This is a genomic window from Methylobacterium oryzihabitans (assembly GCF_004004555.2).
Taxonomy (GTDB): domain Bacteria; phylum Pseudomonadota; class Alphaproteobacteria; order Rhizobiales; family Beijerinckiaceae; genus Methylobacterium; species Methylobacterium oryzihabitans.
This window is the reverse complement of sequence record NZ_SACP01000010.1, coordinates 1-25630: the sequence shown is the minus strand read 5'-3', so window position 1 is coordinate 25630 and position 25630 is coordinate 1. Positions and strand designations below refer to the sequence as shown.

Sequence of the window (25630 nt, the reverse complement as noted above, 5' to 3'; positions counted from 1 at the left end):
TTTTCACGCCGCCGGCACCGCCGCGGCGGCGCCCGGCATCGCGGGATCGTCGGAGCGCGCGGCGCCCTCGCGGGTCTCGGGCATCGCGAACAGGTAGAGCGCGAACCCGCATGCCGCGATCGCCGCGAGGGTCAGGAAGGCCGCCGAGTAGCCGGCCGACACGATGATGAGGCCGGCGAGCGTCGCGCTCAGCGCCGCGCCGAGGCCCTGGGCGGTCGCGACCGCGCCCTGGCTGACGTTGAAGCGCCCGGTGCCGCGGGTGAGGTCGGCGACCACGATCGGGAACAGGGCGCCGTAGACCCCGGCCCCGACGCCGTCGAGCAACTGCACGCCGACGAGCCAGAACGGGTTGTCGGACAGAGTGTAGAGCACGCCGCGCAGGGCCAGCACCCCGAAGGCCGCGAGAAAGATCGGCTTGCGGCCGATCGTGTCGGCCTTGGCGCCGACGAACATCGCCACCGGCACCATCACGCATTGCGCCGCCACGATGCAGATCGCGATCAGCGAGGTCGCGTGGTCCTTCCCCGACAGGTGAGTGAGAAGCTGCCCGACCGAGGTCAGCATCGCCGCGTTGGCGAGGTGGAACAGGGCGGCCAGCACGGCGAAGAGCAGCAGCAGACGGTTCTGGAGCAGGGCCGCGACGCCGGAGGGCTGCTCGCAGCTCTCCTCGCCGGGCGGGCAGTCGAGGCCGCGGGCGACGTCGTCGTCGATGGCGTCGGCCGGCACCATCAGCATCGCGCCGATCGACAGCACCGCGAGGGCGCCCATGATCCAGAACACCACCACCGGCCCGAACAGCGTGGCGAGCCCCGCCGCGAGCGCCGCCGAAACCGCGTTGCCGGCGTGGTTGAAGCCCTCGTTGCGGCCGATCCGGCGGGCGAACAGCCGCGGCCCGACCACCCCGAGGGTGATGGCGGCGAGCGCCGGCGGGAAGATCGCCCCGGCGATGCCGGCGAGCGACTGGGTCGCCGCCACGGCATAGAAGTTGGAGATGAACGGCAGCGCGAGGCAGCTCAGGGTCACGGCGAGGGCCGCCGCGATCACGATCGCCCGCTTCTGCCGGGTGCGGTCGATCAGCGCCCCGGCGGGCGTCTGCGCCACGAGGCCGGCGACGCCCGCGATGGTCATGACGAGGCCGGTCGTCGCCTCGTTCCAGCCCTGGTCCGGGCCGCGCACCGCGATGAGGTAGATCGCGAGGTAGGGCCCGAGACCGTCGCGGACGTCCGCGAGGGTGAAGTTCAGCGCGTCGAGCCCGCGCAGGGCCCGCGTCGGCGGCGCGGCCTGCGGCCCGGTTTCCGTGGTCGCCATGGTCGTTCGTCCCGGCTGGAGCAAATCCGTCCACGAACCGGCGAAGCGACCGAAAGTTCATCCGCCACGGGATGAAAAATCTTCGGATCCCGTAAGGTCGCCCGAGTTCAGGGCTGGAAACCCTCGAACACCATCTGGTCGGCGTAGCGGCCGGCGCGGCGGACCTGATCCTCGTTGCGCACCGTCCAGGTCATCACCGGCATCCGGCCCAGCAGGCGGCAGAGGTGGGTGGCGGCGTTCGGCAGGTCGTCGACCCGCCACGACAGGAAGTCGGGGCGGCTCTGCTCGACGTGGAGCAGGTGGGCGAGGCCGTGGCGGGCCTCGGCGGTCAGCCCGGCATAGGACGGATCGTCGTGGCGGCTCTCGGCGACGATTCCGCGGGGGATGCCCGGGCACAGCTCGGCCAGGGCGCCGACGACCGCGGGATCGAAGGATTTCAGCGCCACCGGCCCGGGATGACCGGCGAGGATCGCGGCGACCCGGCGGGCGAGCGCGAGGTCGCCGTCGTGGCGCGACTTGACCTCGATCACCAGCGGGGTGCGGCCGGCGATGGCCGCGAGGAAGTCCGGCAGGGTCGGGATGCGCTCGCCGCTGCCGGCGACGGCGAGGCGGCCGAGATCCGCCGCCGCGCGGCCGGCGACCTCGCCGGACTCAGCCGTCAGCCGGCCGAGGCCGAAATCGTGGAAGACCATCGCCTCGCCGTCGGCGCTGAGCTGCACGTCGCACTCGATGGCGTAGCCGCGGGCGATCGCCGCCTCGGCCGCCGCGATCGTGTTCTCCGGCACGCCCGCCGCGCGGTCGTGCAGGCCGCGATGGGCGATCGGCCGGGCGGTGAGCCAGTCGGGGGCGAGGCGCTCGCTCATCGCTCAGCGGACCTCGAACATGCCCTCGACCTCGACCACCGCGTCGAGGGGCAGTTCGGCGACGCCGACGGTCGAGCGGGCGTGACGGCCGCGCTCGCCGAGCACCTCCACCATCAGGTCGGAGGCGCCGTTCATCACGGCGGCGACCGCCGAGAAGCCGGGCGCGGCGTTGATGAAGCCGCCCAGCCGGATGCAGCTCACCACCGCGTCGTCGAGGTTGCCCGCCGCCGCCTGGAGCTGGGCCAGCACGTTGAGGGCGCAGAACCGCGCCGCCTCGGCCGCGACCTCCTGGCTGATGCCGCCGCCGACCTTGCCGGTATGGCGCGGGTCGAGCTTGCCGTCCGGGCCGAAGCAGATCTGGCCCGAGATCACCACCAGGTTGCCGGCCCGCTTGAACGGCACGTAGTTCGCGACCGGGGCTGCGGCCGGCGGCAGGACGTGGCCGAGTTCCTTCAGGCGCTCCAGGGTGGCGCTCATGCGGGTGTCTCCCGGTTGGGTTGGGCCGCGCGCGGCGGCGTTGTCAGGGCGTCTGTGGCGCAGCCCGCCCGCGATGGCAACCCTGGCGCGGCGCAGGCGCGCCACAGTCAAGCCGGATCAGATTCGGGACGCCCGCGGCTCAGCCGGCGCGGGCCCCGCCGGCGGCGGCCTCGCGGGCGCGCTCCAGCACCAGCCGGCGCTCGCGCCAGACCACGAACACGCCCGCCGCCGCGACGATGCAGCCGCCGACCGCCACCGCCGGCTGCGGCAACTGGCCGAACACGAACCAGCCGAGCAGCAGCGACCACAGCATCGTGGTGTACTCGAACGGCGCGACGAGGGACGCGTCGCCGTAGCGGTAGCTCTCGGTCAGGAGGATCTGGCCGATGCCGCCGAGGATGCCGACGAGCACGAACAGGGAGAAGTCGCCGAGGTCGGGCATGCGCCAGCCGAGCGCGAGGGTGGCGAGGCCGAGCAGCGAGGTGAACAGGAAGAAGTACAGCACGATGGCGCCGGTGCGCTCGGTGCCGGTGAGCTTGCGGACCTGGATCGTGGCCGCCGCGGCGCAGACCGCGCCGAGGCACGAGAACAGCGCGCCGGTCGAGCTGGCGAAGCCGGCGCCGCCGAACTGGAGGTGGGGCGCCAGCATGATGAGCACGCCGAGGAAGCCGACGATGACCCCGGCCCAGCGATACCCCTGGACCCGCTCGCGCAGCACGATGGCCGCCAGCACCACGACGAGGAGCGGCGAGGCGTAGCCGATCGCCACCGCATCCGAGAGCGGCAGGAACGACAGGGCGGCGAAGCCCGCGAACATGCCGCAGGCGCCGATGATGCTGCGCAGGAGATGCCCGCGCAGGTTGCGGGTGCGCACCGCCGCCAGGATCGGACCCTGCCAGCCGAGCCAGACCAGCAGCGGCAGGATCGCGAAGAACGAGCGGAAGAACACGATCTCGCCGGTCGGGTAGCGGTCGGCGAGGCTCTTCACCCCCGCCGACATCACCGTGAAGGCCAGCGCCGACAGGACCTTGAGGCTGATGCCGAGATACGGCCGGCCTCCGGTGGCGCCTCGCTCCGACGTGCCCCCCTGCGGGACGGGACGGCCGGGGACGACGAGGGGGGCTGCCATGGCACTCGCGCTCGATGGGAGGGGCGCCCGGGTCGGATCGGTACGCCGCGACAACCGGGACGGGAGCATGACAGACCACAACCGGAACGGCCGGACCAGCCGCGTCCGCGGGCTTCTGGTCTGCGGAACGCGCATGCGCCGCTTAACGAAGCGGCAATCGCCCCGTGCCCGCCGGTGGAAACCTCGGGTGCCGTCATCAAAGTGAGACGGGACTCGGCTTTGGCTGATGGGCAGCAGCCGGGGAAACGACCATGGCCGACGATCCCGACGCGCTTCGCGTGCGGACCCTGTTCTTGTCCGATACCCACCTCGGCACCCGCGGTTGCCAGGCGGAGATGCTTCTCGACTTCCTGCGCGAGGTCGACGCCGACGAGATCTACCTCGTCGGCGACATCGTCGACGGCTGGAAGCTGCGCTCGGGCTGGTACTGGCCGCAATCCCACAACGACGTGGTGCAGAAGCTGCTGCGCAAGGTCCGCAAGGGCGCCCGCCTCGTCTACGTGCCGGGCAACCACGACGAGTTCCTGCGCGACTTCCTCGACATGCATTTCGGCGGGATCGAGATCCACGACCGGCTCGTCCACGAGGCGGCGGACGGACGGCGCTACCTCGTGCTGCACGGCGACCAGTTCGACCTCGTGGTCCGCCACGCCCGCTGGCTGGCGCTGCTCGGCGACGGCGCCTACACGGCGGCCCTGTTCGTCAACACCCATCTCAACTGGGTCCGCCGCCGGCTCGGCCTGACCTACTGGTCGCTCTCGGCCTGGGCCAAGCTGAAGGTGAAGAACGCGGTCAACTTCATCGGCCGGTTCGAGGAGGTGCTCGCCGCCGAGGCGCGCCGGGTCGGGGCCGACGGGGTGATCTGCGGTCACATCCACCACGCCGCCGACCGCGAGATCGAGGGCCTGCGCTACGTCAACACCGGCGACTGGGTCGAGTCCTGCACCGCGGTGGTCGAGCATTACGACGGCCGGCTCGAACTCATCCGCTTCGCCGACCGGATCAGGGCCGGCACCTCGTCCCCGGCCGGGCGCGAGCTCCTGCCCGCGGCCGGGGCCTCCGACGCGCGGGCGGTGGCGTGAGGCTCCTCGTCGCCACGGATGCCTGGCATCCGCAGATCAACGGCGTCGTCCGCTCGCTGGAACAGGTGGTCAAGGCCGGGCCGCGCCACGGCTTCGATCCCGTGCTGCTGACGCCGCAGGATTTCCGCTCGGTGCCGATGCCGGGCTACCCGGAGATCCGGCTGTCGCTCGCCACCGCCCGCGGGGTCGCGGCGCGCTGGCCCTCCCCGGCTCACGTCCACATCGCCACCGAGGGGCCGATCGGCCTCGCGGTGCGGCGGGTCTGCCTGTCGCGGGCCCAGCCGTTCACGACGAGCTACCACACCCGGTTCCCGGAATACCTCGCCGCCCGCGCGCCGGTCCCCGAGAGCTGGAGCTACGCCTGGCTGCGCCGCTTCCACGGTGCCGCCAACGGCACGATGGTGAGCACCGCGACGCTGGAGCGGGAACTCGCCGGGCGCGGCTTCCGCAACCTGATGCACTGGACCCGCGGGGTCGACACCACCCTCTACCGCCCCCGCGACGAGCCGGTGCCCGAGGCGCTCGCCGACCTGCCGCGCCCGCTGTTCCTGTTCGTCGGCCGCCTCGCGGTCGAGAAGAACGTCGCGGCCTTCCTGCGCCTGTCCCTGCCCGGCTCGAAGGTGGTGGTCGGCGACGGTCCCGACCGGGCGCGGCTCGCGGCGATCGCCCCCGACGCCCGCTTCCTCGGCGCGCTGACCGGCGAGACGCTGGCACGGGTCTACGCCGCCGCCGACGTGTTCGTGTTCCCGAGCCTCACCGACACCTTCGGCATCGTCCTGCTCGAAGCCCTGGCCTGCGGACTGCCGATCGCCGCCTTTCCGGTGGCAGGGCCGCAGGACGTGGTCGGCGGGGCGGGCATCGGGGTGCTCGACCACGACCTCGCCGCCGCCGCCCGCGCCGCCCTGGCGATCCCGCGGGCGCGCTGCCGCGAGCACGCCCTGCGCTGGACCTGGGCCGAGAGCGCGCGTCAGTTCTACGGCAACATCGAGACGTCGCTCGCCCGCGCCGGCGTCGTGCCCCGGCGCACGCCCCAGGCCCCGACCGGCAGCGTCGCCCTGCCCTGATCCCTCTTCAGGCGAACAGGTCGACCACCGCGAAGCCGCGCCCGGCCAGCCGCTCGGCGAGCACCCGGCGGTGGCAGCGCGCCGGGTCGCGCTCGAAGCACAGCAGGCACACCGGTTCGCCGGCGGCGAGGGCCGCGAGTTCGCCGAGGGCGGTCGCTCCGGCGGCGGTGTTGAGCACCTCGTCGCAGTAGATCCTCCGCATCAGCGCGGCGTCGTCGGCCCGCGCCGCCTCGCGGCCGGCCTTCGGCGTGCCGAGCGCCCGCAGGTGGGCGTAGCCGATCCCGGCCGCGGCGAGGCCGTCGCGCAGGGCGCTCTTCGAGAAGCCGCGCTTGCGCGACAGGGCGACCGCCCGCACGTCGGCCAGGGTCGCCACCCCGGCGCTGCGCAGGGCGGCCGCGAACCGCTCCGGGTCGCTGCCCTCGTACCCGATGGTGTAGATCGTCGGCGACACGCCCCCTCCTCGCCGGCACCGCGATCGTGCGGCGCATGTGGCTCTGATGTCACGCCTTCCGGGAATCATTCTCGATCCCGTCAAGCCTCTATTAACCGGCTCCTGCGCATCGATTAGCCCTCGTGTTCGGCGTAAATTCAGGTCGCGTGTCGATGCCGCTGGAGTCGCTTCCCCTCACGCCCGCCCCTCGGACGATGACCTGGATCCGGCGCCTCGCCGCCGGGACCGCCCTGGCGCTGGTCGGCGCCTGCGCCGGCACCGCCGACTTCTACCCGACCAAGGGCGACGTGAAGCCCCATCCCGGCGTCGCACGGGCGAAGGCGCACCCGATCCAGGGCATCGACGTCTCGAAGTGGCAGGGTCCGATCGACTGGGCCTCGGTGCGCTCGGCCGGAACCCAGTTCGCCTTCATCAAGGCGACCGAGGGCGGCGACCACGTCGACGACCGCTTCCGCGAGAACTGGGTCGGCGCCGCCCGGGCCGGCGTGCCGCGCGGGGCCTACCACTTCGTGTTCTGGTGCCGCTCGGCCAAGGAGCAGATGGACTGGTTCAAGGCCAACGTGCCGAACGACCCCAATGCCCTTCCGCCGGTCCTCGACGTCGAGTGGAACGGCCACTCGCAGAAGTGCCCGAAGAAGCTGCCGAAGGCCGAGGCCCTGGCGATGACCCAGTACATGCTCCAGGAGATGGAGGCGTACACGGGCAAGCGGCCGATCATCTACACCGACATCACGTTCCACAAGGACGTGCTGGAAGGCGAGCTGGAGGATTATCCGCACTGGCTGCGCTCGACCGCGGCCGAGCCGGAGAACCGCTACGTCAACCGGCGCTGGATGCTGTGGCAGTTCACCTCGACCGGCCGGGTGCCGGGGGTGCGCGGCGACGTCGACCGCAACGCCTTCTACGGCACGCAGGCCGAGTGGGCCTCGTTCATGGCCACCGACTGCGACCCGCGCCACTACCGCCGCCTGTCCGCCGCCGGGCTGTGCGCCGACAAGTAGGCGGGCGCCGGCGGGACCGGCGGCCTCGCGCCGAACGGTCCCACTTCGCAGCCCGGCCGCGAGGGGGCATATGGGGCCCTCCCCCGTAGCCCGGACCCCTGAACGCCATGTCGGGTAACACCCTCGTCCTCGTCGCCTGCCTCGCCGTGGCGGTCGTGCTGCTGTTCGGCCTCGCCAACATGCTGCGCGGCGGCAGCGCCAATTTCTCACAGCGGATGATGCGGCTGCGGGTCGTGCTGCAATTCGTGGCGATCCTCGTCATCATGGGCGTGCTGTGGTGGCGCGGCGCCTGAGCGGCCCCGGGTGTCACCCGGCCGCCTCAGGTCGGCGAAAACACGACCGCACCGGGATTGCGGCGCGAGACGCCGCGGCGGCGCCCGGCTAGGGTGCGGCGATTCCGATCGGCCCGACCGATCCGCCGGACACTCCCCGATGCGCGTACCGACCCTGAGTCTCGCTGCGGCCCTCCTGGCCGCTCCGGCCGCCCTCGCCGCCGATTACGCGGCGCCCGTGCCGGAGTATCGTCCACCGGTCCAGCCGCTCAGCATCGTCTCCGAGTTCCGCATCGGCGGCTCGGCCCAGGATCCGGGCAGCAACGAGAAGAACACCTCCAACATCAACGCCGAACTGGTCTTCGCCAAGCCGAATCTCGGCCTCGACCGGTTCTGGAGCTACTTCGTGCCGCGGCCGACGGTCGGCGGCAGCTACAACGTCGATGGTCGCACCAGCTACGCCTATATTGGCGCGACCTGGACCGTCGACATCACCGACCGGATCTTCGTCGAGGGCTTCTTCGGCGCCGCCGCCCATAACGGCTATACCGGCCCGAAGATCGACGTGCCCAAGACCTTCAACTCGCTCGGCTGCTCGCCGATGTTCCGCGAGGCCGCGGCGGTCGGCTTCCGCCTCACCGAGCGCTGGAGCGTGATGGCGACGATCGAGCACATGTCGAATGCCGGCCTGTGCATCGAGAACCGCGGCCTGACCAATTACGGCGGCAAGATCTCCTATACGTTCTGAGCCGGGGCCGCGATCCGGCCAGGGCATCGAGGGGGAGACCGCCCATGGTGGTGCTGAACCGCATCTACACCCGCACCGGCGACAAGGGCACGACGGCGCTGGCGAGCGGCGAGCGGCGCTCCAAGGCCGATCTTCGGGTCGAGACCTACGGCACGGTCGACGAGACCAATGCCTGCCTCGGCCTCGTCCGCCAGCACACGTCCGGCGACCTCGACGGGATGCTGGCGCGGATCCAGAACGACCTGTTCGATCTCGGCGCCGACCTCGCCACGCCCGAGACCGGCGAGCCGCTGTCCTACGAGCCCCTGCGCATCGTCGCGGCCCAGGTGACCCGGATCGAGGGCGACATCGACGCCCTCAACGCCCGCCTCACGCCGCTGCGCTCCTTCGTGCTGCCCGGCGGCTCGGCGGCGGCGGCGGCCTTGCACCTCGCCCGCACGGTGTGCCGCCGCGCCGAGCGCCTCGCCGTCGCGCTCGCGGCGTCGCCCGGCGAGACCGTGTCGCCGGAGGTGATCCAGTACCTCAACCGGTTGTCGGATTTCCTGTTCGTCGCCGCCCGGGTCGTCAACGACGACGGCGCCGCCGACGTGCTGTGGGTGCCGGGGCAGAACCGGACCTGACTCCGGCGCCCCACCGCCACGCCGCGACTTACCGCCGCCAGATCCCGATGCGGTTCGAGCGCGCCTGCTCCTCGGCCGCCAGCAGTTCCGGCGTCGCATCCGCCGAGGCGCGGCCGCCGCCGTTGAAGAGGATCAGCTCCGACAGGTCCTGTCCGTCGAGGGTGCAGCGGAACCCGTCGCCCTCGCCCGCCGGCAGGCACGCGACGTCGCGCCGGCGCAGGTAGCGGCCGAGTTCGCGGGCGTTGCGGCCGCCGAGCCCGTCGACGCCGAGAAGGCGCACCGTCGTGCCGTCGAAGTCGAGGGTGCCGGTGTCGACCACCGCTGGGGTGCCGTTCACGGCCCCGCCGCGGGCAGGCCGGGCTTCGGGGGCCGGACGGGCCTCCGGCGGCGGAAGCGACACCGCGGTGGTCGGCCGCGCCGCCTTGGCCGACTTGGCGCGCGCGGCGAGGGCCTGGGTGACGACGTCGCGCCAGATCTGGGCCGGCATGTCGCCGCCGGTGACCCCCTCCATCGGCGAGTTGTCGTCGTTGCCGACCCAGACGCCGACGACGAGGTCGGCGGCGAAGCCGACGAACCATGCGTCGCGGTAGTCCTGGGTCGTGCCGGTCTTGCCGCCGGACGGCACCGCCACCCGCGCCGCCTTGCCGGTCCCCTCCCGCACGACCGCGGCGAGAAGGTCGACCATCCCGGCGCGGGCCGTGGCGTCGCGCATCGGTGCCGGGGCGACCGGCGGGCGGTTGTACAGGGTCTGGTCGCGGCTGGTGATCTGGCGGATCGTGTAGGGCTCGACCGTCTCGGTTCCGGCGGCGACGGCGGCGTAGGCCCGGGTCATCTCCATCAGGGTCGTCTCGGCCGAGCCGAGGGCAAGGCTCGGGACGGAGGGCAGCTCGGACTGCACGCCGAGGCCGCGAGCGGTGGCGATCACCGCCGGCAGCCCCACCGCCTCGGCGAGCTGCACCGCCACGGTGTTCACCGATTGGGCGAAGGCGGTGCGCAGGGTGACGGAGCCGCGGTAGCGGCCGCCGTAATTCTCCGGCTCCCACTCGCCGATCTGGGTCGGGCGGTCGACCATCACCGAGTCGGGACGGTAGCCGTTGCGCAGGGCGGTCAGGTAGACGAACAGCTTGAACAGCGAGCCGGGCTGGCGCCTCGCCTGCGTCGCCCGGTTGAACTGGCTGTCGGCGTAGTCGCGCCCGCCGACCATCGCCAGGATCGCGCCGTCCGGCGCCATCGCGACGATCGCGCCCTGGCCGACCTTTCGGCGCTCGCCATCCCCGTCGAGGCGTCGCGCCAGCACGCTCTCGGCGATGTTCTGGAGGGTGAGGTCGAGGGTGCTGCGCACGGTGGCGTCGGCCGGGCCGGTGCCGATCAGGCCCTTGGCGGCGTCGGCGACCGCGTCGACGAAGTAGTTCGTGCCCACCGGCGTCTCGGTCGGCACCTGCACCGTCGCCGGGCTGCGCTTGGCGGCTTCGGCCTGCTCGCGGGTGATCGCCCCGGTCTCGGTCATCGCATCGAGCACCTGGGCGGCCCGGCCGCGGGCGCCGTCGAGGTTGCGGTGCGGCGCGAGCTGGGACGGCGCCCGCACCAGCCCGGCCAGCATCGCGGCCTCCGGCAGGGTCAGGTCGCGGGCCGGCTTGCCGAAGTAGCGCTGCGCCGCCGCGTCGGCGCCGTAGACCCCGGCGCCGAAATACGCGGTGTTGAGGTAGCGGGTCAGGATCTCCTGCTTGTCGAGCTGCGATTCCAGCCACAGCGCCAGCACCGCCTCCTGGACCTTGCGCTTGAGCGTGCGGTCCTGGGACAGGTACATCATCCGCACGAGCTGCTGGGTCAGGGTGCTGCCGCCCTCGCGGGTGCCGCCGGCGGCGGCGTTGCGCAGGGCGGCGCGGGCGAGGCCGCGCAGATCGATGCCGGGGTGGTCGTAGAAGCGCCGGTCCTCGATCGCGACGATCGCCTGCGCCAGGACCGGCGGCACGTCGCGGGGCGACAGCTTCGCGCCCTTGATGATGCCGCGGGTGGCGAAGGCCTGCCCGGCCTCGGAGCGCACCACCAGGGCCGAACTCGTCGGCTCGACGACGAGGCCGCCATTCACCGGCAGCGTCGCCAGGGCGTAGACGAACGTGCCGAGCGCCGCCGCGACGGCGAGGACGGCCGCGATGGCGGCACTGCGCCGCCACGGCACCCGCCGGAGAACCCGGCCGACCGGCGCCCAGGCCCGTCCGGCACCGGCGGCGGCCCGACCGACCGCCGGATGCCCGGCGGCGCGGCCGAGCGCCCGACGGGCGGCGCCCGCTCCGGCAGCGGCCCGACCGGCGGCGGCGCGCAGCGCCGGCCCGAAGGCGGCTGCGGCACGCGCGGCCCGGGCGCGGCCGGTCGGCTTCGCAGCGGCGTCCGGTTCATCCGGCGGGACCTCGGACCCGGGGCCCGCGGAACCGGCGGCGCCGAGTTCGAGCCAGTCGCGTCGCGGCGGTTCCGGGGGCGTTCCGGCCATCGCGCGTCAGCGTCCCGCCGCGCGGGGCTCGATCCAGCGATGGGCTTGCCCGCGCACGGCCGCCGGGCGGCTGAAGCGCAGGGAGCGGACGTGGTGTCGCCGGTGCCAGTGCCGCCGGTGATGGTAGCGGCGGTGATGCCAATGCCGGTGGTGCCAGTGGTGCCGGCGCCAGCCGCGATGCCCGCGCCAGTGCCGGTGGCGGCGCCAGCGCACCGTCTCGACCGTGCTGGGCTGGTCGAGCGCGACCGTCACCGCGGCGCGCGGCATCAGCGGCGAGGCGCCGGCGAGGCCGCCGAAGCCGACGAGGAGGCAGAAGGCGAGGAGGAGATGACGCAGACGCATGCCGGCTCCGGTCCGGAACGGGGAACGAGGCCCCAACGCCAAGCTCCGCGGTTCCGTTCCGCCTGCTCCGCTATCCGACGCGCCGGAACGGCGCCTCTGCTATCCGACGCGCCGGAACGGCGCCCGCCCGGCGAGGCCGCCGGTGCGGTCGAACACCACGACTTCGAGTTCGCTGCCGGAGCCTGCGAGCACCCGGGCGGCGGTCTCCCAGGCGTGCCGCGCCACGTCGTCGGCGAGGGGCAGGCCGCGCGCCTCGGCGAGGCCGAGGACTTCGAGGGCGGTGTTGGCGCCAGCCGCCCGTTCGGCGAGGTCGCCGCCGCCGACCTCGCGCAGCCGCCCGGCGAGCCACGCGAGATCGACCGGCCCGGCCCGGGAATGCAGGTCGAGCAGGCCGTGGCCGAGCTTGGTCATCTTGGCGATGCCGCCCGCGACGGTGACCCGCGGCACCGGGTGGCGGCGCAGGTACTTCAGCATGCCGCCGGCGAAGTCGCCCATGTCGATCAGCGCCGGCTCGGACAGGCCGTGCAGGCGCTGCACCGCCGCCTCCGAGGTCGAGCCGGTCGCTCCGGCGACGTGGGTCAGCGCCGCCGCCCGGGCGACGTCGATGCCGCGATGGATCGTGTCGATCCAGGCGGCGCAGGAATACGGCACCACGATCCCGGTGGTGCCGAGGATCGACAGGCCGCCGAGGATGCCGAGCCGGGGGTTGAGGGTGCGCGCCGCCAGTTCCTCGCCGCCTGGAACCGCGATCTCGACCACCGCGTCCGGGGTGCCGCCGGCCTCGGCCGCCGCCTCGCTCAGGGCCTCGGCGATCATCCGGCGCGGCACCGGGTTGATCGCCGGCTCGCCGACCGGCAGCGGCAGGCCGGCCCGGGTCACGGTGCCGACCCCCGGCCCGGCGCGGAAATGCAGACCCGATCCCGGGGGGCGCGGCCACACCGTCGCGATCACGAGGGCGCCGTGGGTCACGTCGGGATCGTCGCCGGCATCCTTGACGATGCCGGCCCGGGCGCCGTCGGGGAGCCGTTCCGACACCGCCAGCGCGAAGGCCGGGCGGCTGCCGCCCGGCAGCGGGATCTCGACCGGATCCGGGAAGGCTGCGCCGCGCGCGCCGTGATAGGCGGCCTTGGCCGCCGCCGCCGCGCAGGCGCCGGTGGTCCAGCCGCGGCGCAGGGGGCCGCTCGGTCGCGTCTCGTCCATGGCGCGTGGTATCATACGAAATCCGATTGATCGCTCGGCGACTGCGTTGCAGTCGCTATCGCGATGCGGATTTCGGCCTCGCTCATGCGCCGCGCGGGCTCGTGATACGGTGCCCGTCCGGGCAAACGCCGCCCCCGGCCGCACCGGAGACCCCTTCGTGACCGCAAGCCTCCCCCGCGGGCTCCTCGTCGCCGCGATCCGCTCGGGATCGGGCAAGACCACCGTGACCCTGGCGCTGCTGCGGGCGCTGGCCCGCCGCGGCCTCTCGGTGGCCGGCGCGAAGTGCGGCCCGGACTACATCGACCCGGCCTTCCACGCCGCCGCGACCGGACGGCCGAGCTACAACCTCGACAGCTTCGCGATGGACCCGCCCCTGCTCGACGCGGTGGCCGGGGCGGTCGGCGACGGCGCCGACCTCGTGGTGGCGGAAGGCTCGATGGGGCTGTTCGACGGCGTCGTGGCGGCGGAAGGCCGCAGCGGCGCCAATGCCGAGGTCGCGGCGCGCTACGGCTGGCCGGTGATCCTGGTCCTCGACGTGTCCGGGGCGGCGCAATCGGCCGCCGCGACGGCGCTCGGCGTCACCGCCTACGATCCGCGGCTGCGCCTCGCCGGCGTGATCCTCAACAAGGTGGCGAGCCCGCGGCACCGCCGGCTGGTCGAAGCCGGGCTGGAGCGGGTCGGCCTGCGGGTGCTGGGCGCCCTCGCCCGCGACGACGCCCTGACCCTGCCGGAGCGCCATCTCGGTCTGGTCCAGGCCCGCGAGACCGCGGGCCTCGACGCGCGGCTCGACCGCCTCGCCGACCTGGCGGAATCCGGGATCGACCTCGACGCGGTCGTGGCCGCCGCCGCCGGCGCGGTGCCGCCGCCCTCCGCCGCCACGCTGCCGCGGCCGCCGGGGCAGCGGATCGCGCTGGCCTGCGACGCCGCGTTCTCGTTCGTCTATCCGCACATGACCGCCGGCTGGCGCGCCGCCGGGGCCGAACTGGTGCCGTTCTCGCCGCTCGCCGACGAGCCGCCGCCGGAGGATTGCGACGCCTGCTGGCTGCCGGGCGGCTATCCGGAACTGCAGGCCGGGCGCCTCGCCGCGTCGGACCGCTTCCTCGGCGGCCTGCGCCGCTTCGCGACGACCCGGCCGGTCCATGGCGAGTGCGGCGGCTACATGGTGCTCGGCGACGGTCTGGTGGATGCCGAGGGCGCGACCCACGCCATGGCGGGGCTGCTGCCGGTCGCGACCTCCTACGCCCGGCGCCGGCTCCATCTCGGTTACCGGGTCGCGCATCTCGTCGCCGCCGGTCGCCTCGGCCCGGCGGGCGGGCGCCTCGTCGGGCACGAGTTCCACTACGCCAGCGAACTGACCGACGCCCCCGACGAATCGTCCGCCCTGGCGCGGGTCTCGGATGCGGAGGGCCGCGATCTCGGCTTCGCCGGCCACCGTCGCGGCGAGGTCACCGGCAGCTTCTTCCACCTCATCGCGGCGGGCTGAGCGGGCCTCGTACGGTTTCCGATCGCTTCGCGATGCGGATTTCGGCTTCGCTCAGGTGTGTGGAGCCTTCGGCTCCACCGCGCGGGCTGGTGATACGGTTTCCGGAACGAAAGGTCCAAAAACCGTATCACTCCTCTGCGTCGTCCGGCACGGCGGGGGTCCGGCTCAGGCGGGCGGCCGAGCGGGTGATCGAGAGCACCTCGCGCCGCATCTGGTCGTCCTCGACCTGAACGTAGGCGCGCAGGAGATCGATCGCGCCCGGCACGTTGAGGAAGCCGAAGACGTTGTCGTCGCCACCGGTCTCCTCGGCCCGATCCTCGAAGAAGGCCGAGACCGGGACCTCGAGCAGCCGCGCGATCTCGCGCAGCCGGCCGGCGCCGACGCGGTTCTGCCCCTTCTCGTATTTCTGGACCTGCTGGAAGGTCACGCCGACCGCGTTGCCGAGCGCGGTCTGGCTGAGTCCCTTGGCCTTGCGCAGGGCGGTGATGCGGACGCCGACGAGACGATCGACCTCTGTGGTCTGCTTGGGCATACATCCTCTACGTCGTGACCGGCGGCCTGCCGCCGGCGAGGCCGGTGCGGCGCGCTCCGCCGGCGGATCCCGAACCGGCTCCGCGGGAGGACGCGGAGCCTGTCCGGCGCTTCAACCAACGACACCGTGCGCGGACACTCCGCGAACCGGTCTCGCGCGACCGTCACGGCGAGAAGGCGGAGCGGGCGCGCACGGCGTCCCTCCCTCCCTCACGTCGGGTGACGGCAGCTGGCATAGGCCGATTCGTCCGAGAGGGGGCACGGATGCCGCCCGATCGAGGAGAGCCGATATGCAACTCCGACTCACCCTACACGCTCAGGGCGTATTCCCCAAGGGAAGAAGCGTGTTGAAAAATACCGAAGGCGGGCGGCCGAGTATCGCCGCGACAGAATCCCTCGGCCATCCGGCCTAGGCCGCGAGATGTCTCGGCCAAAACTGACATATCACGGCCTCCGCCCCGGTCGACATGCCGGGTCGCGATCCCGCCGACGGGCACGGTCGGCTTGATCTGAACCGGCAAATCGCCTTGAGTCGCGCCACCCGGCGCCGGGCGCCGCACGGCCACGACGAGGTTCCCATGTTCATCGCGATGAACCGGTTCAAGGTCTACAAGGACGCCACGCAGGAGTTCGAGCAGCTCTGGCTCGGCCGCGACAGCCATCTCGGCGAGATGCCGGGCTTCGTCGAGTTCCACATGCTGCGCGGGCCGGAGAACGAGGATCACGTCCTCTACGCCTCGCACACGGTGTGGGAGTCGCGGGACGCCTTCGAGGCGTGGACCCGCTCGGAGCAGTTCCGCAAGGCGCACAGCAAGGCGCCGGGTTCGCGCCCGCTCTACCTCGGGCACCCGAACTTCGAGGGGTTCGAGACGATCCAGACCCTCGCGCGGCCGGCGAGCGCCGCCGCCGAGTAGGCGGCGACGGGCCGGGGCCGGATCCGCGGAGGACCGGCTCCGGGCGCGGCGATGGCTTCAGCCGCGTCGGAATCAGGTCTTGGGCGCCGGCTGGAGCCGGGGCAAGAAGGCGGCGAGCAGGCCGATCGCCGGCAGGTAGGCGCAGGCGCGGTACACGGTCTCGATGCTGGTGAGGTCGGCGATCTCGCCGAGGATCGCGGCGCCGAGCCCGCCCATGCCGAAGGCGAAGCCGAAGAACAGGCCGCCGACCAGCCCGACCCGGCCGGGCAGCAGTTCCTGCGCGTAGACGAGGATCGCCGGCATCGCCGAGGCGAGGATCATCCCGATCGGCACCGTCAGCACCACGGTCCAGGCGAGGTTGACGTGCGGCAGCGCCACCGTGAACGGCAGCACGCCGAGGATCGAGCCCCAGATCACGACCTTGCGCCCGAACCGGTCGCCGATCGGCCCGCCGACCACGGTGCCGACCGCGACCGCGCCGAGGAACACGAACAGATAAAGCTGCGATTCCTGCACCGAGACGCCGAAATGGTGGATCAGGTAGAAGGTGAAGTACGAGCTGAAGCTCGCCATGTAGAAGAACTTCGAGAAGATCAGCACCAGCAGGATCGCGATGGTGGCGACCACCCGCGAGCGCGGCAGCGTGCCGGCGGCCGGTCCGCCGGCCCTGCGACGGCCGGCGCCGGCGGCGAGACGGCCGCGGTACCACCGCCCGACGAGGCTGAGGATCGCAAAGCCGGCGAGCGCCGCCACCGCGAAGACCGCGACGCTGCCCTGGCCGTTCGGCACCACGATGAAGGCGGCGAGCAGCGGCCCGATCGCCGAGCCGGCATTGCCGCCGACCTGGAACACCGACTGGGCGAGGCCGAAGCGCCCGCCCGAGGCGAGGCGCGCCACCCGCGAGGCTTCCGGGTGGAAGATCGCCGAGCCCATCCCGACGAGGCAGGCGGCCAGGAGCAGGATCGGGAAGCTCCCGGCGGTCGAGAGCAGCAGCAGGCCCGCCAGCGAGATCATCATGCCGGCCGCGAGCGAGAACGGCTGCGGGTGCCTGTCGGTGAACAGCCCGACCACCGGCTGGAGCAGCGAGGCGGTGAGCTGGAACGCGAGGGTGATGAGGCCGATCTGGCCGAAATCGAGCCGGTAGGACTGCTTGAGCAGCGGGTAGATCGCCGGCAGCAGGGACTGGATCAGGTCGTTGAGGAGGTGCGACAGGCTCAGGCCCGCGAGCACGACGGCGGCCGGGCCGCCGGCCGCGGCGGGTACGGCGCTCTGCCCGACCTGAGGCGGACCGGTGACGGGGGCTTCCCGCGTCAGGCCCCGTTCGCGCGCGCGCGCATCCATCCCCGTCCCTCCCTGGCCCGCTTCGCCGCGGAGGCCTCCCGGCCCGTCGGCGCCCGCGATTGATCGCGTGCGTGCCTCGTCATACAAGGTCTCGTCCAGGGCCGCTCTCCTGTTCGCGACAACCCAGCCCTGTCGCGCTCGCGGGCACCTCGCGTGCAGTTCCCCGGTCCTCTTCTTGCCTGACGGATCGTCCCGTCCGCCCGCCGTCCCGGAACGGCACGGACGGCAACGAATTATGGTTCCACCCGGCACCGATAAGCCGGGGGGCCGCAGAGGGAGCAACGACGCCGATGCCACGCGCGCGACAGCCCGCCGTGCGGTCCTCCGCCCGTGCCGTGCCGGACGAACGCCCCTCGACGCGCTGGACCTCGCTGATGCCGCGGCGCGGCCGCGGCCTGTTGCGGCTCGCGATCGGCGCCGCCCTGGCCCTGGCCGACTGCCTAGCGATCGCGTGCGTCGGGTTCCTCGCCGAACTCGTCCACCGCTCGCTGCCGGGAGAGGCCGGATCCGGGATCGAGGCGGTCTGGCACGTGCTCGTCCTGGTGACGGCCTTCCTGATCGTGCCGACCCTCGCCCGCGGCGAATACAGCGTCGAGGCGGCCCTCTCGGGCGTGCCGCTGCTGCGGCGCACCGCCACCCTGTGGCTCGCGGCCTGGACCGGTGCCCTGATCGTCGGCTTCCTTACCAAGACCACCGGCGAGGTGTCGCGGATCGGCGTGCTGGTCTGCTTCGCCGCCGGCCTCCCGGCGGTCGTCGTCGCCCGGCGCCTCACCGTGTCGCTGGTACGGCGCCACAGCACGCCGCGTTCGGTCTCGGCCCGGCGCGTCCATCTCGTCGGCTACGAGGCCGACGTCGCGAGCTTCCATGCCCGGCACGACGCGTACGACCTCGGCCTGCGGGTGATCGGCGAGACGGTCCTGCGCTCACCCGACACGACCGTCGATCCCGAGGAGGTGCGGGCGCGGCTGGCCGAGGATCTCGACCTCGCCGTCTCGGTGGTGCGCTTCCTCAAGCCCGACGACGTCTTCATCCTGATCCCGTGGGGCGAGGTGGCGCCGCTGGAATCCTGCATCGACGCCTTCCTGCGCGTGCCGGTCGGCCTCCACCTGCGCCCGGGACGGGTCATGGACCGCTTCGGCGAGGTCCGGGTCGACCGCGTCGGCCGCCTGACCGGGCTCCGGATCGGCCGGCCGCCGCTGGGTCCGCTCGAGATCGCGGTCAAGCGCAGTTTCGACCTCCTGGTGGCGGCCACGGCGCTTGCCCTGCTGTCTCCGCTGCTTCTTCTGATCGCCGTCGTGATCCGCCTCGACACGCCCGGTCCGTGCCTGTTCCGGCAGCGCCGGCACGGCTTCAACCAGGAGGCGTTCTCGGTCTTCAAGTTCCGCAGCATGCGCACGGCCAAGGACGCGGTTTTTCGGCAGGCCACCCGCAACGACGACCGCATCACCCGGGTCGGACGGGTCCTGCGCCGCACCAACCTCGACGAGCTGCCGCAACTCCTGAACGTGATCCGGGGCGACATGTCGCTGGTCGGGCCGCGGCCGCACGCCCTCGCCCACGACCGCAGCTTCGAGCGCCGGATCGCCCGCTACGCCCGCCGCCACAACGTGCGGCCGGGCATCACCGGCTGGGCCCAGGTCAACGGGCTGCGCGGCGAGACCCTGACAGATGCCGACATGCGCCGGCGCGTCGAGCACGACCTGCACTACATCGACAACTGGTCGCTGTGGTTCGACATCCAGATCCTGGTGATGACGGTGCTGGCCCGCAGCGCCTTCCGCAACGCCTACTGACCGGCGCCGGAGCCTATCCGAGGGTTTTTTCTACGGCATGGACCGCCGGGAGAACCCCTTTCCCGGACGACTGGAGCGAAAGCGGAAGGAGATCCGGGATCCAGCACAGGAAGTGCCGCGAAGCGGCTCGATACCGGCAACGTTGCCGAGAATCAGACGCTTCGCGACTTGTCGTGCTGGATCCCGGATCTCCTTCCACTGCGTTTCAGTCGTCCGGGAAAGCGGCGGTTATCCTTTAGACGACGAGTCATGCGATTTTCGATTGATCGCTCGGCGATTGCTGCGCAATCGCTTCGCGATGAGGAAATCGGCTTCGCTCAGGTGCGCGCAGAGCCTTGCTCTGCACCGCGCGGGCTGGCGATACGATTTCCGGAACGAATCGTCCGGACATCGTATCAAACAGGTTCCGAGAAGATCCGCGCGACCTCGTCCGGCCCGAGCCGCCGGAACTGACCCGGTCCGAGGTCGCCGGGGAGGTCGAGGCCGCCGACGCGGTCGCGGTGCAGCGCCTCGACGTGGTTGCCGAGCGCCGCGAACATCCGCCGGACCTGATGGTAGCGGCCTTCGCCCAGCACGAGGCTGGCCCGGCGCGAATCCTCGACGGTGAGCGCGGCCGGCAGCAGCGGCTTGTCCTCACCGTCGAGCATCAGCGTGCCGGAGGCGAACACCTCGGCCTCGTCGCCGCGCAGCGGGCGCGCCAGCACGACCCGGTAGCGCTTGGTCACCTTCGCCTTCGGGGCGATGATCCGGTGCAGCAGGGCGCCGTCGTCGGTCAGCAGCAGAAGGCCCGACGTGTCCTTGTCGAGCCGGCCGACCGTCGAGAGCGCCGGGTCGCGCCGGCGCCAGCGCTCCGGCAGCAGGCCGTAGACGAGCGGGCCGGCCTCCTTGTGCGAGCAGGTGGCGCCGAGGGGCTTGTGGAGCATCAGCACCAGCCCGGGCGGCGGGTCCACGGGCTCGCCGCGCACGGTCATCCGCTCCGGCAGGTCGGGCGTCACCGCGATGCGCCGGTCGGCCTCGCCGAGCACCGCCCCATTGAGGCGGATCGCACCCCCGTGGGCCAGCGCCTGGATCTCCCGCCGGGAACCGTAGCCGAGATTGGCGAGCAGCCGGTCGAGCCGGACCGACGCGCTCATCGCCTTGTTCTCACTTCTTCGCCTCGAACACCTTGTAGCCGCGCTCCGACGCCCGGGGCGTGACCTGCCGGAACGACTCGTCCAGCACGGCCTCGTAGGGCAGATGGGCGTTGGCGGTGAGCCACAGGGTGCCGCCGGGGCGCAGGCTCGCCGCGGCGCGGCGCACGAAGCCCTGGCCGAGCGCCCGGTCCTCGGCGCCGCCGTCGTGGAACGGCGGATTCATCACCACGAAATCGAGGCGTTCGGGCACCGCGCCGGCCTCGCGCAGGTCGGCCCAGGCGAAGCTCGCCCGCGGATCCTCGACGTTGCGCCGGGCGGCCTCGACCGCCCGGCGGTCGATATCGACGAGGGCCAGCGCGGTCACCTTCGGGGCGGCGAGCACCGCCTTCGCCAGCACGCCGATGCCGCAGCCGAGATCGGCGCCGCGGCCCGCGAGCGCCGGGAGGTTCTCCAGCAGCAGCGCGGTGCCGGGATCGATCCGGTTCCAACTGAACACCCCGGGCTGGCTCCACAGGCCAAGATCGTCGAGGCGCCGGGGGGCGCCCTCGGCCAGCGCCGCGTCGAGCCCGTCGGGCCGTGCCGGCCGTCGGGTGCGGCAGACGCGGTGATGGCGCTTTGCGGTCTCCTCGACAGCGCAGCCGAACCCGGCGAGTTCGCGGGCGAGGCGGGATCCGCCCTTCTCCTTGGGCGCCAGCACCGTCAGCGCGCCGTCCGCCGCCAGCGCCCGCAGGGCGAGGGCGAGGGTGAAGCGCCGCTCGACGGTGCCGGGCGGGGCCAGCACGGCGAGGTCCGACAGGGTGCCGGGCGCGATGGCCTCCAGGGCCTCGGAGCCCGGGATCAGCGGCGAGAGCTGGACGGCGCCCTCGGGCGGGTCGGCGAGCTCGGGCGGCGGCCGGCCGTAGACAGCGGAATCGGGACCGGCACTCACCCGCGGGGGAACTCCAGCCCCATCTCGCGGTAGCGCTCGGGGTCGTCGGCCCAGTTCTCGCGCACCTTCACGAACAGGAACAGGTGGACCTCGGCCTCGGCCGCCTCGGCGATCTCGACCCGGGCCGCCTGCCCGATCGCCTTGATCGTCTGGCCGCCCTTGCCGAGCACGATCTTCCGTTGGCTCTCGCGCTCGACGAAGATCGTCTGCTCGATGCGGACCGAACCGTCCTTGCGCACCTGCCACTGGTCGGTCTCGACCGTGGAGGAATAGGGCAGTTCCTCGTGCAGCCGGTCGTAGATCTTCTCGCGGGTGATCTCGGCGGCGAGCACGCGCAGGGGCGCGTCCGAGACCTGATCCTCGGGGTAGAGCCAGGGGCCCGGCGGCATCTGCGCGGCGAGCGCCCGGCGCAGGTCGTCGACGCCGTCGCCGTTCAGCGCCGAGACCATGAAGGTGTGGTCGAACGGCACCCGCCCGTTGAGGTCGGCGGCGAGCGCCAGCAGGCGCTCGCGGGGGATCAGGTCGATCTTGTTCAGGATCAGGATCTTGGGCCGGCGCAGGTCGGGCAGCCGCCCGAGGATCGCCGCGACCTCCTCGTCGACCCCCTTGCGCGCGTCGACGAGGAGGCAGACCGCGTCGGCGTCCGCCGCGCCGCTCCAGGCCGAGGTGACCATCGCCCGGTCGAGCCGGCGCTTGGGGGCGAAGATGCCGGGCGTGTCGACGAGGACGATCTGCGCTGGCCCGTCCATCGCGATGCCGCGGATCAGCGCCCGGGTGGTCTGGACCTTGCGCGACACGATCGAGACCTTGGTCCCGACGAGGCTGTTGAGCAGGGTCGACTTGCCGGCATTCGGCACGCCGATGAGCGCGACGAAGCCCGCGCGGGTCTGGGCCTCGGACGGGCCGGCGGCCTCGTCGGGGGGAGTGTCTTGTGCCATCTCGCTCAGTCCTGCCCGGCCTCGGGCTCGTTCTCCCACACGCCCTCGCGGACCAGCAGCAGCCGGGCGGCCTCCTGTTCGGCGAGCCGCTTCGACCCGCCGACGCCGAGCCCGGGGGCGAGGCCGGCGAGCCGGGCCTCGATATAGAAGCGCGGCGCGTGATCGGGGCCGGAGCGCTCCGCCACGACGTAGGTCGGCGGCGCCAGCCCCCGCGCCTGGGCCCATTCCTGGAGGGCCGATTTCGGGTCGCGGCTGCGGGTGCCGCCGGTCTCCTCCCCGGCCGCGAAGGCGCGGTCGATCACCGCCTTGGCGGCGTCGTAGCCGGCATCGAGGAACACCGCCCCGAGGATCGCCTCGCAGGCGTCGGCCAGGATCGCGGCGTTGCGGCGCCCGCCGCCATGGACCTCGCCGAGGCCGAGCTTCAGGTGCGGGCCGACGTTCCAGGCGGTGGCGACGGCGGCGCAGCTCTCGCGGCGCACCAGCCCCGACAGCCGCCGCGACAGGTCGCCCTCGTCGGCGTCGGGCAGGGCCGCGAACAGCCCGTCGGCGACCGCGAGGCCCAGCACCCGGTCGCCGAGGAATTCGAGCCGCTGGTAGCTGCCGCCGCTGCCAGATGCGGCGCTGACATGGGTGAGCGCCCGGATCAGCAGCGACCGGTCGCGGAACCGGTGGCCGACCTGCTCCTCGAGGACCGCCAGGTCCGGGCGCGGGCGCGTGCCCTTGCGGGCCCGGGCCGGCGGGGCGGCCCCGGTCGCGATCCGGATCTCGGCGGGGCCGTCGTCGGCGTCCACGTCGGTGTCCAATTCGGCCCCCGTCAGTGGATCGGCTTGAACAGCCGGCTCCAGCGCACGGTCCAGGGCCAGTTCCACACCTGCCACGCGGCCGCGCCCTCGTCGACCGAGAAGAAGATGACCTCCGCCCGGCCGACGAAGTTCTCGAACGGCACGTAGCCGACGCTGCCGAGATCGCGCGAGTCGGTGGAGTTGTCGCGGTTGTCGCCCATCATGAAGAAGTGGTTGGCCGGCACGGTGTAGACGCTGGTGTTGTCCCACAGGCCGCGGTCGCCGTCGCGCTCGATGATCGTGTGCGAGACGCCGTTCGGCAGCGTCTCGGTGTACTGGGCGACCTGGGTCGGCTGGCCGAAGGCGTCGGTGGTCGAGTAGTCGGCGATCTGCTCGCGCTTCACCGGCCGGCCGTTGATGTTGAGGAGGCCGTTGATCATCTGGATGCGGTCGCCGGGCAGACCGATCACCCGCTTGATGTAGTCGGTGGAATTGTCCTTCGGCAGCTTGAACACCGCGATGTCGCCGCGCTTGGGCTCGGCGCCCCAGATCCGGCCGTGGGCCTGGAACGGCAGATACTCCGACAGCGGCAGCGAATACTTGGAATAGCCGTAGGAATATTTCGATACGAACAGGTAGTCGCCGATCAGCAGCGTCGGCACCAGCGACCCGGACGGGATGTTGAACGGCTGGAACAGCAGGGTCCGGACCACGACCGCGATGAGCAGCGCCTGGATGCCGACCTTGAGGGTTTCCTTGATCGAGTCCCACAGGCCGGCCTCCCGACCGGCCTTCACGTCCTGGTTGCTGCGCGCACGGTCCATCGTCTTCGTCTCCGGCGGTCCTCCCGCCTTGGCTGCCGCCGGTGGCACGCCGCCCGGCCTGCCGCAAGCGGGCGGTCTAGACCAACCTCCGCGGCCTCGCAACGCGGCACCCGGCAGGCGCGGTGACGCGGCGTGCGCCGACTCACGCCGGCAGCGCCTCGATGATCACGAAGGCCTGGGCCAGCGGCGGGTCGTCGGTGAGCGTCACGTGGACCACCCCGCGGTGCCCATCCGGGACCAGGGCGGCGAGGCGCGCCGCCGCGCCTCCGGTCAGGCGCAGGGTCGGGCGCCCGCCCGGCAGGTTGACCACCTCCATGTCGCGCCAGAACACCCCCCCGCTCATGCCGGTGCCGAGCGCCTTGGCGCAGGCCTCCTTGGCGGCGAAGCGGCGGGCGTAGGACGGCGCGCGGGCCGCGCGCCGGTCGCTGCGGGCGCGCTCGCCCTCGGTGAAGACCCGGTGGGTGAAGCGGTCGCCGAACCGCGCCAGGGAGCGCTCGATCCGGCGGATGTCGCACAGGTCGGAGCCGATGCCGACGATCACGCCGCCGCCTCCGCGCGGGCCGCGTCCATCGCCGCCCGCATCGCCGCCACCGCCGGCCCGAGGCCGACGAAGACCGCCTCGGCGACGAGGGCGTGGCCGATGTTCAGCTCGCGCACCTGCGGCAGCGCCGCCACCGGCCCGACGCTCTCGAGGGTGAGGCCGTGCCCGGCATGGATCTCGAGCCCGAGGGCGGCCCCGTGCGCCGCCGCGCGGGCGAGCCGGGCGAGTTCGCGGGCCGTCGCCGCCTCGTCCCCGGCGAGGTACGCCTCGCAATACGTCCCCGTGTGCAGCTCGACCACCGGCGCGCCGAGCGCGCGGGCCGCCTCCATGACGTGGACCTCCGGCTCGACGAACAGCGACACCCGGATCCCCGCCCCGGCCAGCCGCGCGATCGCCGGGCGCAGGTGCTCGCGCCCGGTCACGATGTCGAGCCCGCCCTCGGTGGTGCGCTCCTCGCGCTTCTCCGGGACGAGGCAGGCGGCGTGGGGGCGCAGAGCGCAGGCGAGCGCCACCATCTCGCCGGTCGCCGCCATCTCGAAGTTGAGCGGGCGGTCGACCTCGCGGCGCAGCCGCTCCATGTCGGCGTCCCGGATGTGGCGCCGGTCCTCGCGCAGATGGGCAGTGATCCCGTCGGCGCCGGCCCGCACCGCCTCGTGCGCGGCGCGCACCGGATCCGGGTAGGAGCCGCCGCGGGCGTTGCGGAGGGTGGCGACGTGATCGACGTTGACGCCGAGGCGCAGGGAGGACGCGGACATCGGAAGCACTCTGTGAGGCCCGCGCGGTGTAGCGCGCGGAGGTCCGGCGGACCAGCCGGACGTTCTTCCATCCGGGCACCGAATCCCGGTCCGGATGCCGCCCATCCACCGGGAACGGCCGGGAAATCGCCGTCGCGGGCGCCTCTCGCCTGGACACTCCGGCGACGGCACCCCACTGTCCGGCCGCCGCGGCGGGGCCGCCGCGCGCAACCCGACGATCGCTTGGGCGGCCGGTGACCGCCCCGGAGAGGCTCACGATGTCTGTTCGACGGCTCCCCCGCGGCGGCGACGCGCCCGCCCGGCCGCCCCTGCCGGCGCCCCACAACTTCGCCGCCTTCCCGGCGCAGCCTGGCGGCTCGGATGGCGTTGCGGAACCGCCCGCCCGCGGGGCGGTTGGGCGGTGGAAGCGCGTGGCGGAGCAAGCGGAGAGCACGGTCCTGTCCAGGTTGCGAATCGCCCTCGCGGCGGCGGCGCTGACCGCCTCGGTCCCGGCGGCCCTGGCCCAGGCACCGGCCGGCCAGCCGCCGGCGGATGCCGCTCCCAAGGGGCAGGATGCCCCGGCGCCCGCCAAGCCCGCCGAGGAGCCGGCCCAGCCGGCGCTCCCTCGCGCCGACGCGCCGCC

The 25630-nt window shown here is 73.0% G+C and carries 26 protein-coding genes and 1 pseudogene; 10 read left to right on the top strand and 17 right to left on the bottom strand.

Annotated features, from left to right (window positions below):
* Window positions 1-3: 3 nt before the first annotated feature.
* The 4 genes from EOE48_RS11645 to EOE48_RS11630 all read right to left on the bottom strand — a co-directional run bounded on the left by EOE48_RS11645 (window position 4) and on the right by EOE48_RS11630 (window position 3777).
* A complete protein-coding gene (locus tag EOE48_RS11645) occupies window positions 4-1308 on the bottom strand; it encodes an MFS transporter (RefSeq protein ID WP_127729118.1) in 1305 nt (434 codons plus the stop codon).
* 107 nt (window positions 1309-1415) lie between these two features.
* Entirely contained in the window at window positions 1416-2171 is a 756-nt protein-coding gene (locus EOE48_RS11640; RefSeq protein WP_127729116.1) for a glycerophosphodiester phosphodiesterase family protein, read from the bottom strand.
* A gap of 3 nt (window positions 2172-2174) precedes the next feature.
* Window positions 2175-2648: a RidA family protein gene (locus EOE48_RS11635; RefSeq protein WP_127729114.1), complete on the bottom strand. Its 474-nt coding sequence runs from the start codon at window positions 2646-2648 to the stop codon at window positions 2175-2177.
* Window positions 2649-2787: 139 nt separating this feature from the next.
* Window positions 2788-3777: a DMT family transporter gene (locus tag EOE48_RS11630; RefSeq protein ID WP_127729112.1), complete on the bottom strand. Its 990-nt coding sequence runs from the start codon at window positions 3775-3777 to the stop codon at window positions 2788-2790.
* Window positions 3778-4028: 251 nt separating this feature from the next.
* On the opposite strand from EOE48_RS11630, the gene EOE48_RS11625 reads away from it, so the two are divergent.
* Window positions 4029-4859 carry a UDP-2,3-diacylglucosamine diphosphatase gene (locus tag EOE48_RS11625; protein WP_127729110.1) on the top strand — a complete coding sequence of 277 codons (831 nt, stop codon included), beginning with the start codon at window positions 4029-4031 and terminating at the stop codon, window positions 4857-4859.
* On the top strand, window positions 4856-5923 hold the full coding sequence (locus EOE48_RS11620) for a glycosyltransferase family 4 protein (RefSeq protein ID WP_127729108.1): 1068 nt from the start codon (window positions 4856-4858) through the stop codon (window positions 5921-5923). The genes EOE48_RS11625 and EOE48_RS11620 overlap by 4 nt, the downstream gene beginning before the upstream one ends.
* A 7-nt stretch (window positions 5924-5930) precedes the next feature.
* Here the strand turns inward: EOE48_RS11620 and EOE48_RS11615 are convergent, their stop codons facing one another.
* Complete coding sequence (locus EOE48_RS11615) at window positions 5931-6374, bottom strand: DUF488 domain-containing protein (protein WP_127729106.1); 444 nt, start codon at window positions 6372-6374, stop codon at window positions 5931-5933.
* Between the two features lie 194 nt (window positions 6375-6568).
* Here EOE48_RS11615 and EOE48_RS11610 point away from each other — a divergent pair, with 194 nt between their 5' ends.
* The 4 genes from EOE48_RS11610 (at window position 6569) to EOE48_RS11595 (ending at window position 9015) form a co-directional block, all read left to right on the top strand.
* A complete protein-coding gene (locus EOE48_RS11610; RefSeq protein WP_246154184.1) occupies window positions 6569-7375 on the top strand; it encodes a glycoside hydrolase family 25 protein in 807 nt (268 codons plus the stop codon).
* A 107-nt stretch (window positions 7376-7482) separates the two neighbouring features.
* On the top strand, window positions 7483-7668 hold the full coding sequence (locus EOE48_RS11605) for a twin transmembrane helix small protein (protein ID WP_127729102.1): 186 nt from the start codon (window positions 7483-7485) through the stop codon (window positions 7666-7668).
* A 139-nt stretch (window positions 7669-7807) separates the two neighbouring features.
* Entirely contained in the window at window positions 7808-8395 is a 588-nt protein-coding gene (locus tag EOE48_RS11600) for an acyloxyacyl hydrolase (RefSeq protein ID WP_127729100.1), read from the top strand.
* 44 nt (window positions 8396-8439) lie between these two features.
* On the top strand, window positions 8440-9015 hold the full coding sequence (locus EOE48_RS11595) for a cob(I)yrinic acid a,c-diamide adenosyltransferase (protein ID WP_127729097.1): 576 nt from the start codon (window positions 8440-8442) through the stop codon (window positions 9013-9015).
* Between the two features lie 28 nt (window positions 9016-9043).
* Here the strand turns inward: EOE48_RS11595 and EOE48_RS11590 are convergent, their stop codons facing one another.
* From EOE48_RS11590 to EOE48_RS11580, 3 genes are all read right to left on the bottom strand, one after another.
* Window positions 9044-11503: a PBP1A family penicillin-binding protein gene (locus EOE48_RS11590; RefSeq protein ID WP_187371392.1), complete on the bottom strand. Its 2460-nt coding sequence runs from the start codon at window positions 11501-11503 to the stop codon at window positions 9044-9046.
* Window positions 11504-11509: 6 nt separating this feature from the next.
* Window positions 11510-11845, bottom strand: coding sequence for a hypothetical protein (locus EOE48_RS11585; protein WP_127729095.1), 336 nt, complete (start codon window positions 11843-11845; stop codon window positions 11510-11512).
* A gap of 99 nt (window positions 11846-11944) precedes the next feature.
* Window positions 11945-13045, bottom strand: coding sequence for a cobalt-precorrin-5B (C(1))-methyltransferase (locus EOE48_RS11580; RefSeq protein WP_127729093.1), 1101 nt, complete (start codon window positions 13043-13045; stop codon window positions 11945-11947).
* Between the two features lie 157 nt (window positions 13046-13202).
* Here EOE48_RS11580 and EOE48_RS11575 point away from each other — a divergent pair, with 157 nt between their 5' ends.
* A complete protein-coding gene (locus tag EOE48_RS11575) occupies window positions 13203-14528 on the top strand; it encodes a cobyrinic acid a,c-diamide synthase CobB (RefSeq protein ID WP_246154183.1) in 1326 nt (441 codons plus the stop codon).
* A gap of 127 nt (window positions 14529-14655) precedes the next feature.
* Here the strand turns inward: EOE48_RS11575 and EOE48_RS11570 are convergent, their stop codons facing one another.
* Window positions 14656-15060 (bottom strand): helix-turn-helix domain-containing protein, encoded by a 405-nt coding sequence (locus tag EOE48_RS11570; RefSeq protein ID WP_127729089.1) that lies wholly within the window; start codon window positions 15058-15060, stop codon window positions 14656-14658.
* Window positions 15061-15637: 577 nt separating this feature from the next.
* On the opposite strand from EOE48_RS11570, the gene hmuQ reads away from it, so the two are divergent.
* The gene (gene hmuQ, locus EOE48_RS11565; protein ID WP_127729087.1) at window positions 15638-15973 is read left to right on the top strand and encodes a heme-degrading protein HmuQ; all 336 of its coding nucleotides are present in this window, start codon (window positions 15638-15640) and stop codon (window positions 15971-15973) included.
* Between the two features lie 72 nt (window positions 15974-16045).
* On the opposite strand, the gene EOE48_RS11560 is transcribed toward hmuQ, so the two are convergent.
* A complete protein-coding gene (locus EOE48_RS11560; protein ID WP_127729085.1) occupies window positions 16046-17314 on the bottom strand; it encodes an MFS transporter in 1269 nt (422 codons plus the stop codon).
* A 374-nt stretch (window positions 17315-17688) separates the two neighbouring features.
* Here EOE48_RS11560 and EOE48_RS11555 point away from each other — a divergent pair, with 374 nt between their 5' ends.
* Window positions 17689-19107, top strand: a complete 1419-nt coding sequence (locus tag EOE48_RS11555; protein WP_187371398.1) for an exopolysaccharide biosynthesis polyprenyl glycosylphosphotransferase — start codon at window positions 17689-17691, stop codon at window positions 19105-19107.
* Between the two features lie 395 nt (window positions 19108-19502).
* Here the strand turns inward: EOE48_RS11555 and EOE48_RS11550 are convergent, their stop codons facing one another.
* The 7 genes from EOE48_RS11550 to EOE48_RS11520 all read right to left on the bottom strand — a co-directional run bounded on the left by EOE48_RS11550 (window position 19503) and on the right by EOE48_RS11520 (window position 25008).
* Window positions 19503-20240, bottom strand: a complete 738-nt coding sequence (locus EOE48_RS11550; RefSeq protein ID WP_127729081.1) for a 16S rRNA pseudouridine(516) synthase — start codon at window positions 20238-20240, stop codon at window positions 19503-19505.
* A 10-nt stretch (window positions 20241-20250) separates the two neighbouring features.
* Entirely contained in the window at window positions 20251-21168 is a 918-nt protein-coding gene (locus EOE48_RS11545; RefSeq protein WP_127729079.1) for a class I SAM-dependent methyltransferase, read from the bottom strand.
* The gene (gene era, locus EOE48_RS11540; protein ID WP_127729077.1) at window positions 21165-22106 is read right to left on the bottom strand and encodes a GTPase Era; all 942 of its coding nucleotides are present in this window, start codon (window positions 22104-22106) and stop codon (window positions 21165-21167) included. The genes EOE48_RS11545 and era overlap by 4 nt, the downstream gene beginning before the upstream one ends.
* 5 nt (window positions 22107-22111) lie before the next feature.
* Entirely contained in the window at window positions 22112-22897 is a 786-nt protein-coding gene (gene rnc, locus EOE48_RS11535) for a ribonuclease III (RefSeq protein ID WP_425463652.1), read from the bottom strand.
* 23 nt (window positions 22898-22920) lie between these two features.
* Window positions 22921-23712: a signal peptidase I gene (lepB, locus tag EOE48_RS11530; protein WP_127729075.1), complete on the bottom strand. Its 792-nt coding sequence runs from the start codon at window positions 23710-23712 to the stop codon at window positions 22921-22923.
* A gap of 142 nt (window positions 23713-23854) precedes the next feature.
* Entirely contained in the window at window positions 23855-24253 is a 399-nt protein-coding gene (acpS, locus tag EOE48_RS11525; protein WP_127729073.1) for a holo-ACP synthase, read from the bottom strand.
* Window positions 24250-25008, bottom strand: coding sequence for a pyridoxine 5'-phosphate synthase (locus EOE48_RS11520; protein WP_127729071.1), 759 nt, complete (start codon window positions 25006-25008; stop codon window positions 24250-24252). The genes acpS and EOE48_RS11520 overlap by 4 nt, the downstream gene beginning before the upstream one ends.
* Window positions 25009-25418: 410 nt before the next feature.
* Here EOE48_RS11520 and EOE48_RS11515 point away from each other — a divergent pair.
* A pseudogene (locus EOE48_RS11515) lies at window positions 25419-25630 on the top strand (invasion associated locus B family protein); the annotation flags it as partial.